This window comes from Flavobacterium sp. GCM10023249, assembly GCF_042653365.1.
GTDB lineage: Bacteria > Bacteroidota > Bacteroidia > Flavobacteriales > Flavobacteriaceae > Flavobacterium.
On record NZ_JBHSHZ010000016.1, the window covers coordinates 148,955 to 165,575 of the forward strand.

The 16,621-nt window shown below is 35.0% G+C and carries 20 protein-coding genes; 11 read left to right on the forward strand and 9 right to left on the reverse strand.

Features of this window, described 5'->3' with window-relative positions; genetic code table 11:
- The first annotated feature begins 14 nt into the window (after nt 1-14).
- Genes ACFO7M_RS14235 through ACFO7M_RS14280 form a run of 10 tightly spaced genes read left to right on the forward strand, consistent with a single transcriptional unit; the run spans nt 15 to nt 9,757 of the window.
- Entirely contained in the window at nt 15-2,318 is a 2,304-nt protein-coding gene (locus tag ACFO7M_RS14235) for an FAD-dependent monooxygenase (RefSeq protein WP_379736392.1), read from the forward strand.
- Nucleotides 2,319-2,322: 4 nt separating this feature from the next.
- Entirely contained in the window at nt 2,323-2,790 is a 468-nt protein-coding gene (locus ACFO7M_RS14240; RefSeq protein WP_379712680.1) for a DUF4265 domain-containing protein, read from the forward strand.
- Nucleotides 2,791-2,813: 23 nt separating this feature from the next.
- Entirely contained in the window at nt 2,814-4,403 is a 1,590-nt protein-coding gene (locus ACFO7M_RS14245) for an AMP-binding protein (protein WP_379736394.1), read from the forward strand.
- Between the two features lie 17 nt (nt 4,404-4,420).
- A complete protein-coding gene (locus ACFO7M_RS14250; protein WP_379712676.1) occupies nt 4,421-4,846 on the forward strand; it encodes an acyl-CoA thioesterase in 426 nt (141 codons plus the stop codon).
- Nucleotides 4,847-4,852: 6 nt separating this feature from the next.
- Nucleotides 4,853-5,833 carry a carbon-nitrogen hydrolase family protein gene (locus tag ACFO7M_RS14255; RefSeq protein WP_379736396.1) on the forward strand — a complete coding sequence of 327 codons (981 nt, stop codon included), beginning with the start codon at nt 4,853-4,855 and terminating at the stop codon, nt 5,831-5,833.
- A gap of 2 nt (nt 5,834-5,835) precedes the next feature.
- Nucleotides 5,836-6,324: a DinB family protein gene (locus ACFO7M_RS14260; RefSeq protein WP_379736398.1), complete on the forward strand. Its 489-nt coding sequence runs from the start codon at nt 5,836-5,838 to the stop codon at nt 6,322-6,324.
- Between the two features lie 6 nt (nt 6,325-6,330).
- Nucleotides 6,331-7,440 carry a cupin domain-containing protein gene (locus ACFO7M_RS14265; protein WP_379712670.1) on the forward strand — a complete coding sequence of 370 codons (1,110 nt, stop codon included), beginning with the start codon at nt 6,331-6,333 and terminating at the stop codon, nt 7,438-7,440.
- 18 nt (nt 7,441-7,458) lie between these two features.
- On the forward strand, nt 7,459-8,367 hold the full coding sequence (locus tag ACFO7M_RS14270) for a fumarylacetoacetate hydrolase family protein (protein ID WP_379736400.1): 909 nt from the start codon (nt 7,459-7,461) through the stop codon (nt 8,365-8,367).
- A 9-nt stretch (nt 8,368-8,376) separates the two neighbouring features.
- Nucleotides 8,377-9,006 carry a class I SAM-dependent methyltransferase gene (locus tag ACFO7M_RS14275; protein ID WP_379712666.1) on the forward strand — a complete coding sequence of 210 codons (630 nt, stop codon included), beginning with the start codon at nt 8,377-8,379 and terminating at the stop codon, nt 9,004-9,006.
- 1 nt (nt 9,007) lies between these two features.
- Complete coding sequence (locus ACFO7M_RS14280; protein WP_317245447.1) at nt 9,008-9,757, forward strand: Asp/Glu racemase; 750 nt, start codon at nt 9,008-9,010, stop codon at nt 9,755-9,757.
- A 23-nt stretch (nt 9,758-9,780) separates the two neighbouring features.
- Here ACFO7M_RS14280 and ACFO7M_RS14285 read toward each other — a convergent pair whose 3' ends face one another.
- Nucleotides 9,781-10,734, reverse strand: a complete 954-nt coding sequence (locus ACFO7M_RS14285; protein WP_379736402.1) for a hypothetical protein — start codon at nt 10,732-10,734, stop codon at nt 9,781-9,783.
- 101 nt (nt 10,735-10,835) lie between these two features.
- On the opposite strand from ACFO7M_RS14285, the gene ACFO7M_RS14290 reads away from it, so the two are divergent.
- Nucleotides 10,836-11,588: an LA_2272 family surface repeat-containing protein gene (locus ACFO7M_RS14290; protein WP_379712662.1), complete on the forward strand. Its 753-nt coding sequence runs from the start codon at nt 10,836-10,838 to the stop codon at nt 11,586-11,588.
- 24 nt (nt 11,589-11,612) lie between these two features.
- Here the strand turns inward: ACFO7M_RS14290 and ACFO7M_RS14295 are convergent, their stop codons facing one another.
- From ACFO7M_RS14295 to ACFO7M_RS14330, 8 genes are all read right to left on the reverse strand, one after another.
- A complete protein-coding gene (locus tag ACFO7M_RS14295; RefSeq protein ID WP_379712660.1) occupies nt 11,613-12,266 on the reverse strand; it encodes a hypothetical protein in 654 nt (217 codons plus the stop codon).
- On the reverse strand, nt 12,266-13,300 hold the full coding sequence (locus tag ACFO7M_RS14300) for a D-alanine--D-alanine ligase (protein WP_379712658.1): 1,035 nt from the start codon (nt 13,298-13,300) through the stop codon (nt 12,266-12,268). Before ACFO7M_RS14300 ends, ACFO7M_RS14295 begins: the two co-directional genes overlap by 1 nt.
- Before the next feature lie 9 nt (nt 13,301-13,309).
- Nucleotides 13,310-14,020, reverse strand: a complete 711-nt coding sequence (locus tag ACFO7M_RS14305; protein WP_379736404.1) for an NRDE family protein — start codon at nt 14,018-14,020, stop codon at nt 13,310-13,312.
- Nucleotides 14,008-14,496 carry a DinB family protein gene (locus tag ACFO7M_RS14310; RefSeq protein ID WP_379712654.1) on the reverse strand — a complete coding sequence of 163 codons (489 nt, stop codon included), beginning with the start codon at nt 14,494-14,496 and terminating at the stop codon, nt 14,008-14,010. The genes ACFO7M_RS14305 and ACFO7M_RS14310 overlap by 13 nt, the downstream gene beginning before the upstream one ends.
- A gap of 5 nt (nt 14,497-14,501) precedes the next feature.
- Nucleotides 14,502-14,879, reverse strand: a complete 378-nt coding sequence (locus ACFO7M_RS14315) for a DoxX family protein (protein ID WP_379712652.1) — start codon at nt 14,877-14,879, stop codon at nt 14,502-14,504.
- Nucleotides 14,876-15,337, reverse strand: coding sequence for a YHS domain-containing (seleno)protein (locus ACFO7M_RS14320; RefSeq protein WP_379712650.1), 462 nt, complete (start codon nt 15,335-15,337; stop codon nt 14,876-14,878). The genes ACFO7M_RS14315 and ACFO7M_RS14320 overlap by 4 nt, the downstream gene beginning before the upstream one ends.
- An 85-nt stretch (nt 15,338-15,422) precedes the next feature.
- Nucleotides 15,423-16,100 (reverse strand): Crp/Fnr family transcriptional regulator, encoded by a 678-nt coding sequence (locus ACFO7M_RS14325; protein ID WP_379712648.1) that lies wholly within the window; start codon nt 16,098-16,100, stop codon nt 15,423-15,425.
- A gap of 89 nt (nt 16,101-16,189) precedes the next feature.
- Nucleotides 16,190-16,576: a DM13 domain-containing protein gene (locus tag ACFO7M_RS14330; protein ID WP_379736406.1), complete on the reverse strand. Its 387-nt coding sequence runs from the start codon at nt 16,574-16,576 to the stop codon at nt 16,190-16,192.
- Nucleotides 16,577-16,621 lie beyond the last annotated feature (45 nt).

Genomic DNA, 16,621 nt, shown 5'->3' on the forward strand with positions numbered 1-16,621 from the left:
ATAGCAAAAACTATATGAAAATAACTGTAATTGGTGGCGGTCCCGGCGGACTCTACTTTTCCATATTAACCAAAAAGGCAATTCCAAACTGTCAGATTGATGTTTACGAACGCAATAAAGCAGATGATAGCTTCGGTTTTGGGGTCGTATTCTCGGATGAAACTCTAGGTGAATTCTTAACTCGTGATACACAATCCTATGAATTAATACGAAGTAAATTTGCGTATTGGGACGATATTGTCGTAGCTCGTGATGGTGAAAAAGTAAGTGTTTCAGGAAACGGATTTTGTGGATGTTCACGAAAAACACTTTTACAATTATTACAGCAAAGATGTAGAGAAGAAGGTGTAAATCTTCATTTCGAGCAAAATAGAGAAGATTTGTCACAATTTAAAGATAGTGATGTAATTGTAGCTGCTGATGGGATTGGAAGTGCTATACGTACCCAATTTGCTTCAGATTTTGGAACTTCTGTAAAACTTCAAAAGAATAGATTTGTTTGGTTAGGTTCCACAAAGCCTTTAGATGCTTTTACTTATTTTTTCAGAACAACTGAATTTGGCACTTTCGTTGCGCATACTTACCAATACGAAGCTGGTATGAGTACCTGGATTTTCGAATGTTCAGAGGAAACTTGGCAAAAAGCTGGATTTGAAGTTGAAAACGAAGCTACTACTGTCCAAATAATCTCTGATATCTTTAAAGTAGAATTGGATGGGCATCCCTTAATTACCAATAAATCACACTGGCGTCAATTCCCGCATGTAACCAATCAAAAATGGTATAAAGACAATATTGTTTTATTAGGCGACGCCAAAGCAACCGCACATTTTTCAATTGGTTCAGGAACTAAATTGGCCATGGAATGTGCCATTGCACTATCAGATGCTATTGTTGAAAATCAAAATAATACAACTGCTGCATTTGAACAATATGAACATTCCAGAAGAAACCGTGTGGAAATGATTCAACATGCCGCTAATGTTTCTTTGGATTGGTTTGAGCATATGGATAGACATGTTCAGCATGATTTTCAGCAGTTTGCCTTCGGAGTCATGACAAGATCTAAGAAAGTTACATTTGAAAATTTAGCAATTCGTGATGCTTCTTTCCCGGAAAAAGTACTGGCAGAATTTAATGCAAAAATTGGAACTGACAGTAAAAACCCAGCCGCTTTTACTCCTTTTAAATTAAGAGAAATAACATTGCAAAACAGAATTGTGATGTCGCCTATGGGACAATATACCGCAGAGGATGGCATCCCAAACGACTGGCATTTTGCACATTATACAACACGCGCATTAGGTGGAGTTGGATTGATTATTGCAGAAATGACTGCCGTTTCAAATAACGGAAGAATCACTCTAGGTTGTAATGGATTGTATTCACAAAATCAAATGGTTAGCTGGAAAAAAATAAATGATTTTATTCATAAAAATACACAAACAAAAATTGGAATTCAATTAGGACATTCAGGACGAAAAGGTGCGATTAAAAAACCATGGGAAGGTAGTTCTGAACCTATTGATAAACCATGGGAATTGATTTCAGCTTCCCCTATTCCATTCAATGAAAAACTGGCCACCCCGAAAGAAATGTCTATATCCGACATGAATCAAATTGCTTCGGAATTTGTTCAAGCTACCAAAAATGCTGATGAAGCCGGATTTGATATGATTGAATTACAGGCGCATCATGGGTTTTTACTAGCCTCTTTCCTATCGCCACTAACCAATAAAAGAACGGATGAATTTGGAGGTTCTATCGAAAACCGATTAAAATTCCCAATTCGCGTTTTTACTGAAATGCGCAACGTATTTCCTAAAGACAAACCAATGTCTGTGCGTATATCTGCATGTGATTGGGCTGATAATGGTATTTCTGAAGAAGATGTTATCAGAATTTCTGAGGCATTCAAGAATGCAGGTGCAGATATTATAAGTGTTTCAACCGGGAATACGGTTGCCCATCAAAAACCACAAACTGGTAGAATGTGGCAGACTCCATTTTCAGATATGGTTAGAAATACAGTTCATATTCCAACTATTACTGCCGGATATATTCAGGATATCGACCAAATTAACACGATTATTTTAAATGGCCGTGCTGATTTAGTATCACTGGGAAGACCGTTGTTACTAGATCCATTCTTTGTGCGTAACGCTCAAGCGTACGAAAACTTCAGACCAACAGATATTCCTCAGCAATATATGGCAGGAACTACACATCTTTATCCGTTAAAAGCTTCGGAAAGAAAAATGGTGGAAGGAATGAAAAAAGCTTTGAAACCGGAAAGTCATAAAATAATTACGAAGTAAAATCATGGATAATAACAGCAAAAAAGTACTATTTAAATATTATAGCGATGTCTTAGAAGAAGAAACCGTAGAAACAATGTGGGCAGAAACCCTTGATGAAGAAAATGGAATTTATAAATTAGACAGCATTCCTTTTTATGGTCCGTTAATTGCCACTGATGACATTTTTTATGCTGAATTTGATGAAAGCGAAGGATGCTTGATGTTCAGGGAAGTAGTTGAATATTCAGGCAACTCAGTTGTACAAGTAGTAATTACTGATGAAAGTTTCAATAAAGAAATTTTAAGAGATGAACTTCGTGACTTGAAATGCTTGTCAGAAGGATTAAACGATACTTTTTTCTCTGTTGAAATACTAGAAGCAATTGATTATAAGATAATCAAAACGTTACTTGATGATTATGAAGAAAAAGGGATCATTTCTTATGCAGAACCGATTCTTTCCGTTAAACATTCTGACGATATCGCTTAAACTACAGACCAACAACCAACTAAATGAAACATTACGAAGATAATTTCGCTCACCATAATTTACCCGAATCAAGCCTACAACCGGATTACACATTTTTAGATTTACCACAATTCAGCCAACCTGAAATGCTTAACTGTGTGGAACGTTTATTGGATGTTCACATTGAAAATGGAAATGGAGATGCTGTTTGTATTCAAACATTTGATGAAAAATGGACGTATAACGATTTGTATGAAAAAGCCAATCAGATTGCTCATGTTTTAGTGAATGATTTAGGTTTAAAATCAGGAAATCGTGTATTGATCCGTTCTGCAAATAATCCAATGATGGTAGCCTGTTGGTATGCCATTTTAAAAGCGGGTGGAATTGTTGTCGCTACAATGCCTTTATTACGTTCCAAAGAATTGACAACAATTATTGATTGTGCAGAAATCACCCATGTATTGTGTGACAGTGCGTTATCCGAAGAAATGGAATTGGTAAATTCTCCTTTTCTCAAGAGAATCTGTTACTACAGAAATTCGGAATTAGAAAGTTTAATGGTATCAAAACCAACAACATTTTCGAACTTTCATACAAAATCAGATAGTGTCGCATTAATTGGTTTTACTTCGGGAACTACTGGATTACCAAAAATGACGGCGCATTATCACAAAGACATTCTAAATATCTGCGAAGCCTTTCCGCAATATTCTTTACAACCAACAAGAGATGATGTTTTCACAGGAAGTCCGCCTCTGGGATTTACTTTTGGTTTAGGCGGATTGGTTTTGTTTCCAATGTATTTTGGTGCATCAACTTTTTTGATGGAAAAACCTACGCCTGATTTACTTTTGCAAGCCATTCAAGATTATAAAGTATCAATCTGTTTTACTGCACCAACCGCATGGCGTGTTTTGGCATCAAAAGCAATGGATTTCGATATATCCAGTCTCCGCAAATGTGTATCCGCAGGTGAAACCTTACCACTAAAAGTATGGGAAGATTGGTACAATACAACAGGCTTGAAAATTATTGATGGTATTGGTGCCACAGAAATGCTCCATATTTTTATTTCTTCTAATGATACCAATATGAAGCCTGGCGCCACAGGAGTTGCAATTACTGGTTATGAAGCTAGAATTATTGACAATAAAGGTAATGAAGTTGCAAGAAACGAGCCTGGGAAATTGGCTGTAAGAGGTATTACAGGCTGTAAATATTTAAACCGAGAAGAAAAGCAGCGTGAATATGTACAAAATGGTTGGAACTTAACAGGCGATATATTCCGTCAGGATGAAGAGGGTTTCTTTTGGTTTGTTGCCCGAGGTGATGATATGATTATCTCTTCAGGTTATAACATTGCTGCTATTGAAGTAGAAAGCGTACTTTTAACACACGAAGACATTCAGGAATGTGCCGTAGTTGGTTTACCGGATGAAGAACGCGGCATGTTGGTTTGTGCTCATATTGTCTTAAAAGATAAAACAAAAGGCAACGATGAATTGGTAAAAAACATTCAGCAGTGGTTCAAAGAAGTATCGGCTCCCTACAAATACCCTCGAGTAATTAATTTTATTGATGTTTTGCCCAAAACCGAAACCGGTAAAATTCAACGATTTAAATTGAAATAATACTTAATTTTATAGACATGAAGTATTTTATAAAAACAGAAAAAATTCGTTTCCAACATATAGATTTTGCAGGAATTGTATTCTATCCTAGATTCCTGGAAATGCTAAACGGATTAGTGGAAGATTGGTTTGAGGAAGCACTTGACCGACCTTTTTCCAGAATGCATGAAACTAACGGAATTCCTACTGTTGATTTGAAAGTACAGTTCAAAAAAGCAGCTCGCTTAGGCGAAGTGATCATCAAAGAATTATGGGTTAAAGAATTGAGAAGCTCTTCCCTACTTTGCGCCTTTTTATTCAAAAACCAGCTAGGTGAAACCATTTTAGAAGGAGAAGTTACTTTGGTTAACGTAAAAATTGCTGATGACAGAAAAACAATTGCTGCGGAAGCCTTTAGTGATCAAATGAGAGCAAAAATCAGTTATTTTCTTATAACAGAATAGATAATCATGGAATTTAAAAAATTTAAAGCGGCTACAGTTCAAACGTCACCGGTTTTTCTTAATGTGGAAAAAACGATTGATAAAGCCATTTCATTTGTAAAAGATGCTGCTGCTAACGGAGCGAAACTAATCGCTTTTCCTGAAGTTTTCGTTGCCGGTTATCCGTATTGGAATTGGGTTATGACTCCCGTTCAAGGCAGTAAATGGTATGAAGAATTGTATAAAAATTCGGTAACAACCGAAGATGCTGATATGCTGCGTTTGTATCAAGCGGCTAAAGAAAATGATATTCATATCGTTATTGGAATCAACGAACGTGGTAACAGTTATGGAGAAATTTACAATACGAATCTAATCATTGACAATAAAGGCAAACTAATCGGAAGACACCGTAAACTGGTTCCAACTTGGGCAGAAAAATTAACCTGGACTTCAGGAGATGGTTCGTCATTAAAAGTTTACGATACAGAAATTGGTCCTATCGGTACATTAGCTTGTGGTGAGAATACGAACACTTTAGCTCGATTTACATTACTTTCACAAGGTGAATTGATTCATATAGCAAATTACATTTCGTTACCTGTTGCACCACCGGATTATAATATGGCGGAAGCAATTAAAATACGTGCTGCTGCGCATTCTTTTGAAGGTAAATTGTTTACCATTGTTTCCTGTTCAACTATTTCCAAAGAAATTATGGAAGCATTAAAAGAAGATGTTCCGAATATTGAAGAGTTGTTAACGCGTAAAAATTCAGCTTTTTCAGGATTCATAGGACCAAACGGAGCTGTTATAGGCGAACCGTTAATCGATGAGGAAGGAATTGTGTATGCTGAAATCGATTTACAGAAATGTATTCAGCCGAAACAAATGCATGATATTCTCGGACATTACAATCGTTTTGATATTTTCGATTTGAGAGTGAATGTCGCTCCTACCCGAAAAATTACATTCATTGATAATCATGACGATTTCTTAAAAAAATAATCATGAAAAACAAAGGAGCAGTTACAGCATTGCTAGCTATCTATAAAAATACGCTTGTTCATTTAAAGGAAAGTATTGCAACTGTCAGTAGTGAAAAACTGATTAGGATTATAGATGCAAACACCAGTGATGACAATTGCCGTTCATTGCAAACCATTCTGGCTCATGTGGTTAATTCAGGTTATAGTTACGCAATCAGTATTTATAATTCCAAAGGGAATAACGAAATACGACCTGCCAAGCTATTTCACTCGGATGTGATCTCTTTTCAACATGATTTGGACAAAATGTTTGCTTATACCGTCTTTGTTTTTGAAAGTATTTGCGATACTGATTTGGAAATTTATGAAGAAGCCAACAAAATGAAAACCAGTTGGGGGCAATATTATGATATCGAACAACTGATGGAGCATGCCATTGTTCATGTTATGCGTCATCAGAGACAAATTAATACGATACTGAAAAATTTAGATAACACTAACTCTATATAAAAACCTATGGAAGATAAATATAGTGACGATGTAATTGGTCGCGCAAGAGTAAAAGACACTCCCGAACTCGAAGCTTACTATAAAGAACTGGAAGGTTTAGGTGCTGGAGCATTATGGACAGTTGCTAACGATATTGAGCCTTGGGAACCGCGTACTTCTTCTATTCCCATGCTTTGGAAATATGAAGATTTAAGAGCTTTGGTTTTAAAATCTTCAGAGTTAGTCACACCTGAACAAGCCGGCCGTCGTGTGGTATATTTAGTCAATGACAAACGTAAAGATGTTTCAGCAGCTGTGGGTTGGTTGTATACAGGAATTCAAGTTACACGGCCAGGTGAAAGTACATCGGCTCACCGCCATAAAGCTTCTGCCCTACGTTTCATTATGGAAGGCGAAGGTGGCTATACCGTGGTAGATGGGAATAAAGTGACATTTGAAGTCAATGACTTTGTGATTACACCCAATTCAACGTGGCACGAACACGGTGTGGCTGAGAACGGTAAAACCTGTGTTTGGCAGGACGGATTGGACATTCCTTTGGTAAATGCTTTGGAAGCTAATGATTATGCTGTTTTTGATGGGAAACAACCTTTGAAGGCTCCTGTCAATCATTTGCCTTTATCCTATGGTGGAACCGGATTAATTCCTGCAGATGCTGTTTGGGATAAACCGTATTCTCCACTGTTCAAATACTCATGGAAAAACGTATATCGAGCGTTGTTAGAAGCGGCCAAAGTCAATGAAGGTTCTCCGTTTGATGGCATTATCATGCAATATTCGAATCCATTAACTGGCGGTCATGTCATGCAGACAATGGGTGCTTCCATGCAATTATTACGAGCAGGAGAACATACTAAAGCACACAAACACACCGGATCGTTTGTTTATCAGTGCGCCAAAGGGAAAGGCTATTCGATCATTGATGGTAAACGTTTCGACTGGAAGGAACGTGATATTTTCTGCGTACCTTCGTGGGCGTGGCATGAACACGTGAATTTATCCGAAACCGAAGATGCCTGCTTATTCTCTTTTAACGATTTACCAGTCATTGAGAAACTAGGTTTGTACCAGGAGAAAGAATACACTGAAAATAACGGATACCAAATTGTAAAATAAAAATATCGTAAATAAAAAATGAAATTACTTACTTATTCTATTGAAGATTCTGAACCGCGTTTGGGTTTTATACATAACAATCAAGTGATTGACATGGAAGATTTTGGTGATGTATCCAATTTTCCTTTACCCAAAACGATGTTAGAATTAATTGATATGGGTTTTGATGTGATTGCTGAAATCAACGACTTAATTGAAGAAACCAGCGAAAAGCAATTTGCCGAAATAGCTTATGATGTCAATGATGTGACCTTTTTGGCTCCTATTCCGAAACCTCGTAAGAACATTATCGGAATTGGTTTAAATTATACCGAACATGTTGCAGAAAGTGCCAGAACTTTAGACACTACAGGGAAACTACCTCAAAAACCAATTATTTTTTCAAAACCTCCAACAACGGTAACGGCTACTAATACAGATATCATTAAGAATAAGAAGCTTACACAGCAATTGGATTGGGAAGTGGAATTGGCCGTGATTATTGGAAAAAAAGGAAAATACGTAAGCAAAGAAGATGCCTTGGATTATGTATTTGGTTATACCGTAATCAATGATATTTCAGCAAGAGATTGTCGTCGTGAAGGCCAATGGATCGTTTCCAAAGGACAAGATACTTTTGCTCCTATGGGACCGATTTTAGTTACTAAAGACGAAATTGAAAATCCACACAATCTGAATTTATCTCTGAAATTAAATGGTATTGAAAAACAGAATTCAAATACCCAATTTTTATTATTCAATATCAACGATTTGATTGAAGATTTGAGTATTGTTTTTACTTTGGAACCAGGAGATATTATTGCAACCGGGACACCGGCTGGAGTTGGTGCAGGTCGCGATCCACAAGAATGGATGCACGATGGTGATGTGGTTGAGGCGACTGTGGAAGGCATCGGAACAATTGTAAACACAATTAAGGAGATATAATAATTTCAAATGGACAAAACACAAAAAGCAGTTGAAGTTTTTAATAAATGTGCCAATCAATATCAGGATCGTTTCTTGAATTTTGATTTGTACAATGATACTTTCGACTTGTTTTGTGATAGCATTGAAAAGGAAAATGCTTCCATTTTAGAATTGGCTTGTGGTCCGGGCAACATTACAAAATATTTTTTACAAAGACGAAGCGATTTTGAGGTTTTAGGAACTGATTTAGCGCCGAACATGATTGAATTGGCCAAAAAAAATAATCCTACAGCTACTTTTCAAATATTGGATTGTCGCGATTTTTTACAATTGAATCAGAAATTTGATGGCATAGTTTGTGGTTTCGGATTACCATATATTTCAAAAGAAGAAGCCATTCAATTGATAAAAGATGCTGCCGAATGTTTAAATTCATATGGTATTTTGTATCTAAGTACAATGGAAGACGATTATAGCAAATCCGGACTTAAAAAAGGAAGTACCGGGGATGAAATTTTCATTCATTACCATCAAGAAGAGTATTTATCAGAAGCTTTATTAGCAAATGATTTTAAAATCATAGCTTTAGAACGGAAAAGATTCCCTGAGCCAGACGGGTCAAACACAACAGATTTAATAGTAATTGCACGAAAATAAAATGAAAAAATACAGAATAGGTCAAATCGTACCTTCGTCAAATGTAACAATGGAAACTGAAATACCGGCAGTTTTCCGTTCACGCGAAACTATCTTACCGGAACGTTTTACCTTCCATTCGAGTCGAATGCGTATGAAAAAGGTTACCAAAGAAGAATTGGAAGCCATGGATGCTATGAGTTTAAAATGTGCCACCGAATTATCCGATGCGCATGTTGATGTTATGGGTTATGCTTGTTTGGTTGCTATTATGAGCATGGGACGAGGATATCATTGCGTTTCTGAAGTGAATTTGCATCAGGAAACCATTAAAAATGATTTCCCTACTCCAATCGTGACTTCTGCAGGAGCTTTAATCAATGGATTAAAAGTGTTAGGTGCCAAAAAAGTAGCGGTGATTACACCTTATATGCGCCCGTTAACTGATTTAGTAGTAGATTATATTGAACACCAAGGATTTGAAGTAGTTGATTCTATTGCATTGGAAATCCCAGATAATTTAGAAGTGGCAGCGCAAGATCCAATGAATTTATTGGAAATATACAAACGACTGGATTTAACTGGGGTTGATGTATTAGTAGCTTCAGCCTGTGTGCAAATGCCTTCGTTAGAAGCGATTGATTTGATTCAAAAGGAAATCGGTATTCCGGTAACATCGGCAGCAGTTTGTACTACTTACGAAATGATGAAGAAATTAGGAATTGAAGCCAAAGCGCCAATTGGAGGTGAATTGCTAAGTGGAAAATACTAAAGAATAATGCCTCAATCGAGGCATCATTCTTTTATGAAACTTTGTATTTTATTCACATAATAATCAATTTTCAATTGCATCCGATTAAAAAAAAGATTGCGATCTCTTTTCCCTGACGATTGTAATAATTTAGAATTGTAACATTGATGTTTGAAAAAACCTTCGGCTTCTATACAGGTTTCTTTATCTTCTGTAATAAAATAACCGACCATATTATAGGGAACAAATAAGGATTTTTCGTGTTCAGACATTAATAAAACCGTATTGTTCAATATCAATAATTCATTGTAATACAATTGAAAACTATTGTCGTTACGGTTCGTTTTGGTTTCCACTAAAGTTACCACATTACGTACCTCTTCTAATAAAGCTAGAGCGGTTTCATAGGAAATCAACCCTGCTTCAAAGAAGTAGAAAATCTGTTGCAATGAACTATTAATCGTTGTGTCATTCCAAACTTCGGTAACCTTTACTTTTTCATAAACCGCTTTCAATTGGGAAGTACTTTTCAGTAACTGTGCATCTAATATAAAATGATCAAAAGGAGTTTGCTTTTCTTCCTTACTCAACAATTGCAACCAAACATAGAGTTTGAATTTGGACAAAAGACTTCCTCCAATTGTGTAAAATAAAGGAATGTCTTTGGCCGAATAATATAAATTCGCCTCTTCATTTAAGAATTTTTTCAAAAAAAATGAAGATTGCTCAAAATAGTTTTTAAAATCACTAACTGATTTAATACTATGTGTTTTCTCGACGATTACTTTCTTTTCATCAGCAAAAAGACCATCCATTGCAATTGAATAATGCCGACATAAATTTACTGTTTCTTCAATCGAAAATTTACTTTTCAGAGCTACCCTTCTATGGGAAGCATCATAACTGATATTTAATACGCTGGCAACCTCATCAATTATAGATTGCTGTGGTTTGAGTTGCTTTCGGATAGCCGTTAGTAATAGTTCTTGTGGGTTCATTTTGCGATTTTCACAAATATATTAAAAATATTAATTTTTTATCACAATAAAAATTGCAAATAGCATAATATTTTTGAACTGCAAAACAAAATTTAAAAACTATGAAAAAGTTACTTTTATTCGCATTGCTGACTCTTTTTTCAATCGATAACAATGCGCAAGACACGTTAATTCCGGTAGCAACCAACACTACAAGAAATGTTACCGATTATTTTAAATGGAAATCGGATAATGTTGATCGAAATGATAGCATTAAAATTTTTAGTTTGTCTCCTATTTCAAGAAGAGTAAATCGGGTGAATGGCTTTACGATGGGTTTTGGTCATTATGAAAACAAGAACATAAAGTATCAGAAAGTAAACGGCTTAAATTTGGAGACTAGCCCAAATGGTCTTATGTTATTAAGTGTAGGACTTACTATTCCATTTGAAGGATTGGTTGCAGGAATTAATGACAACGTAATAAGCAATTCTTCCTTTATGGATGATTATGCTGCAACTTATATTGAAATTAATGGACTAAACATTAGTTCGGGGGGTTTTTTAGGTGGCGCTAAAATTAATGGATTGAATATCAGTGTAATCACTGCAATGAATCAGTTGAATGGTTTATCATTAAATGCTTCGGTTATTGATACCCAAAAGTACAATGGTGTTTCAATTGCAGGAATTGCAAACATTACCGATTATGGCAACGGAATTCAAATAGCGCCATCAAATGTTTCTAGAAATCACAATGGCATTCAAATTGGTCTATTTAATCATTCCAAAAACCTAAGAGGTATCCAACTGGGATTATGGAATACCAACGGAAAAAGAAAATTACCCCTTATCAATTGGCAATTTAAAGCGTAAGTAATAAAAAAACAGGGAAATACATTACAGTGGTATTTCTCTGTTTTTTAACTTTCTATACCATTGAATTAATTGAAATATAGCGAGTAATAGAAATACAAAAGGCAATAATGACAGAATTGTACTTAAATTTAGGGCATTATAAGTAGCTACTTTTTGAACGCCCAATATAAAACATAACATTCCGGAGAATGTCCCCAAAAGAGTTCCGATGAGATACAAACCTTTCCAAAATTTTTCTGTAACAATGTAATTTCCATTCGTTAATAACAAATTCCAACTCAACCAAAACGGAATTTGAGCGAAATTGAAGGCGCTTAAAAACAGTCCTGTTACAAAAACAGGAAAATGAAATAGTCCGTTTTTAATATTCGTGTCCTCTGCAATTTTCACATCCGAGGAATAGAAATAGTAAGCCATAAAAAACAAAAAAAAGGCCGAAAACAGATTTATTCTAGATTTCCATTTTGGATTTAAAGTCAATCGTTCTGCTAATTGTAAAGTTCCCCATATCACAATAGCTTCAACCACTAATACACCTAAAAGATAATAGAACAATTGTTCTGTATTGGATTGAATATAAATTTGAAAGCCAATAAGATTCAGGTATCCCAAAGGAATCGAACCTATGCCACTAACTGCAAAACCAATTACTATATTTTTCAGAGCTTTCCACATTAGAAATTTAGGATTTTGGCATTTTGCTCCAAATGCATTTTGTATTGCTTCATTCCTTCTTTATGATTCAAAAAAGGAATGCCCATTTTATTGTTGGCCATGCTAATTTCAAACATATAGGAAATATGTCGGTACAGTTCTTTCCATGCGAAAAAAAGCGAATGTTTAGGATCGTAAATATGAGTAGGTTCGCTCGCTGCACCATTCAATTCGACCATTAAAAAGTTACGCCCTGCTTCCAATTCCTCGATAGATTGATACATCAAATCCATTCTTCCGAAATAGAATCCATCTATTTGCAGACACATTTCATTAATAACTTCTTCTAACTTAGGAGTAATCAAATGACTGGCATCTATAAATTTGGCGCCACGACAATGGTTGCCATATGGAACTAGGTTTCGTTTTACATCTTTATCTAAAACTTCATTTAAACCCTCTTTATGTTCTTTATATAAGGTGTTTAACTGTAATTCATATCTTGGATTTTGTTTCAGTAATTGTTCGATAGTTGATTTTCCGTCTCCGGTTACAATGAGATATTCTTTTGCAACAATTCCTGTGATTTTTCCTTTGGTTTGTTCTGGATAGCGTACATAAAAAATACCGATTTCATTTTCATATGGAATTAAATCCTGAATCAGATAATCAAAATTGGCTTTGTCATGGTAGACTTTCAATTCATGTAGCGTATTAATTTTCTTTACGGCAGAACCTCTTAGACCAATATCGGGTTTAGCAATTAATGGAAATTTTATGCCTGCAGTCTTGATAAGTTGCTCAATCTGATCAAATGCACAACCTTCAATAACTAATTCCGTTTTGGGATAATATTGTTGGGGTATCAAATCGTAGATTTCTTTTTTACTATCCATAATAAAACCACCGTTTCTCATTCCAGGATTAGAGGCATTGAAAAAGAAAAGGGTTCTGGCTTTTACAGCATAAAACGCCCACAAAAAATAGATTGGAATATAGACAACTTTAAAAGGCCAATATTCCCAGTTTGTCAACTTATGGAAAAATAATCGCATAAATATTGATTAAATTACAATGAATGAATTCGTGAATTTTTCGTCTTGTTCCAAATCATAATGATGAAGACTTACTTTGTTTTTATCAATAACAGATTGAGTGATACTAAGTGTTTTTAATACATCATCTCTATTGATTACCAAACCATTCTGAATATCGTTTTCTTGAGTATAGCGATGAAAATGATACATATTCTCCTCGTTTACACTATCATGTGTACACATGAATTCTGAAAACCAGTTGGCTCGAGATTCTCTAATTTCTTTGGGATATAAAGTAGCTGAAGACCAAATATGATTTTTATTTTCGTCCAGCTGCAGCGTTTCTTTTTCTTGGCCATCCCATCGGAGTTGGAACAAATTGAGATTTTCAAAAACAACCAAAGTAAAGGGTTCGATACTATCCAGTTCTATTCGTTGCCATTCTTTCAAAATAGAATCGGAACCAATCAAGTCCAAAACCACCAATCCTCTACTCTTTTTATAACTTTCCTTACGAGTATGTTTTTCGCGCGCCCCATTCAGTAATACAATAATATTTGCATTTTCATCTACGGCATACCAAGTACCACCCGCTTTAGCGTCTTTTGGAAAAAAAACATTTTTATGATTGATACGATAATTTTTAGGTTCAATCGCTTTTGGTCGTGCCATTTTCTCATCCCTATTGGAAGTGATTATGAACTGATCATTTGAAGTTACAAAAGTTACTGTGCACATTGTTTTTTATAGGCTATAGTGGATTGGGCAACTCCGAAGTTTTCATCTATCGCAACATTCTCAATATCTAATAAAGCAACTTTAATCAATGCCTGATGATGAATGCAATGCTCCAAATTGTAAACAATTTCTCTAAAATAATTGGTGTCAATTTCTATTGATTCACAATCAATATACTGATGCAGTTGCAACTTTTTATTTTCTTTAGGATACTCGGCTATAATTTGATCCAAGGCAGACAAAGCTGTTGTTTTATAATTTTCAATGGCTTTGTTTCGCTCCCGATGATCATAATTCAAGATTCCTGATTCGTAGGCATTCAACAAACACTGAAACAATTCTATAATATGTCTGGTATGTTGGCCAATCGATGCATTACTTAAATTGGCTATAGGTTTAACATAATCTGAATCTGACAACTGAACCAATAAACATTGTAATTCTTCTAGTGTCTTTTTAACCGAACTGAAATCCATATATTTTATCTTAAAAAGTGACAATCTTTCCTAAATCGATACATTAAAACACTACTACAAACCATAGTGATTACTGCCAAAACAAACAGTGTTCCTCCATCATTATTAATTTCGATACCCAAAATAAAACAATGCGAAAGTATAGCTACGAACATAGTTCCCATTGCTATAAACGCACCTAATAATCGGGTGCTGGTTATGAAAAGTAGTATTGAAGCAATCAATTCTACAATTCCTGAACCAATTCTACCGTAAGGTTCTGCACCTAAGGTAGTAAAAATATAAACCGATTCCGGTTTTGCAGTAAATTTGAAATAAAGCGTTTGCAATAAAATGATAGCAACCACTAATTTCAGCACAGTGTCTAAAGAAATCTTTTTCATGGTTGCTCTATCTTTTTCCAGTTCGCATCTGCTTTCACTTTCAGATTTTTTTCATCTTTATTCCAACTCTTTAATGTATTGTTGAAATAAGCATTGTAAAACAAATACAATTTACCATTGACAATTTTAAAAGTTTCCGGATTGACTTCCACTTTTTTACCATAATCACCCATTGCAAAAGCACACCATCCACCGTATTGTGGTTCATAGGCCATCGGGTTTTTAGCAAATAATGCAGCATTTTCTTTGGTACTGAAATAATAGATTACTCCTTCATGTGTATTGCTGATTTCTTTACTACCTTTTACAGCTTTATTGGATTTAAAATAAGCCACCGGATCATAACCACTTAAAGCTACTTTTTTTTCCAGATTATAATTAGCTACTCTTTTTGGTGTGCTTTGGGAAAAGCTCACCATCGAAACGCTAAAAAAGAAACAGATCAATAAATTTTTCATTGCGATTGATTTTAAATTAACACTGTAAAATTAGTTCGCTCCGAAATCGTGTTTTGTCATTTACCCGACAACTGCGCTATATTTTTTATAATTTTTGAAAATCGGGAATTAAAATTTCTTTTCTATTGTATTGAATTAAGCCACTTTCTTCCAATTCATTTAACAACACTGTGGCGGTTTGCCTTGAAGTACAAATAATTTGAGCAATATCGTTTTGAGTCAGGTAATTTTCAATACTCACTTGGTTATCTGTAAAAACCCCTTCTTTGTCTGCCCATTCCTTAATAAATGTCAATAATCGAGTTTTGGCATCCTTGGAAATCAGGTTGGCATAATTATTTTTCAAACGCTTCATTTTCCATCCAACAAACTTCGTATACGACAATGCAAGGTTGGGATGTTTTAGCATTAAGTGTTCAAAATCTGACAGCAAAAAACTACAAATAGCTACTTCATCGGTGAGCGCTTTCGCATATTCATTGACCTGGATATCACTTTCAAGAGTCAGTTCACCGAATAAATCCCCTTTTTGAATAATATCCTTAATACTTTCATTGCCTTCTTCATCAACAGAGACAATCTTAATGGCGCCTTTTTTTAGTAAAAAGATTCTTGGTACTTCTGAATTGGAAAAATAGATTATTTCGCCCTTTTTTGCTTTCTTAAAACCAACAATAATGCACAATTGTTTAATTTGAGCAAAACTGAGCGTTCGAAATAATTTATGGTCACGTAAATACCAATACTTTAGTTCTTCATACATATATTGAAGTTTAATACTTTATAAATATACGAAACCATCCTGAAATTGGATGGTTTGATTAATGATTTAAGAAATTTCTTAACTTATTATTAATTCTGTTGTGCAATTGCGTAAAGATGATTGTATTGTTCGCAATGGATGAGTACATAAGGATAAGCAGACAAATCAATTCCTTTGGGAATGGAATATTCCGTAGCCGATGTTAAATCTCCCAAACTAATAAAAGATTCGGGACTTGAAGAAGTAGATAGATACACCTTTAAATCTGGACCTTCTGAAATACTAAAGTTTTCCAAAACGACTTTTCGATCGCTATTTTCCTTATAAATCTTAGCAAAACCAGTAACTGTAATTCCTGATGTCGCTTCGAATTCACCATCTGACAATACAACCGGTTGTATTAGTGATAAATCGCTATCGGCTTCACAAGAAATCAGGCAGAATGCTGATATGATTAAAAATACTATCTTTTTCATGATTAAATTTTTGTATAAAATTAGATAGGATAGCGGTATTCTTTT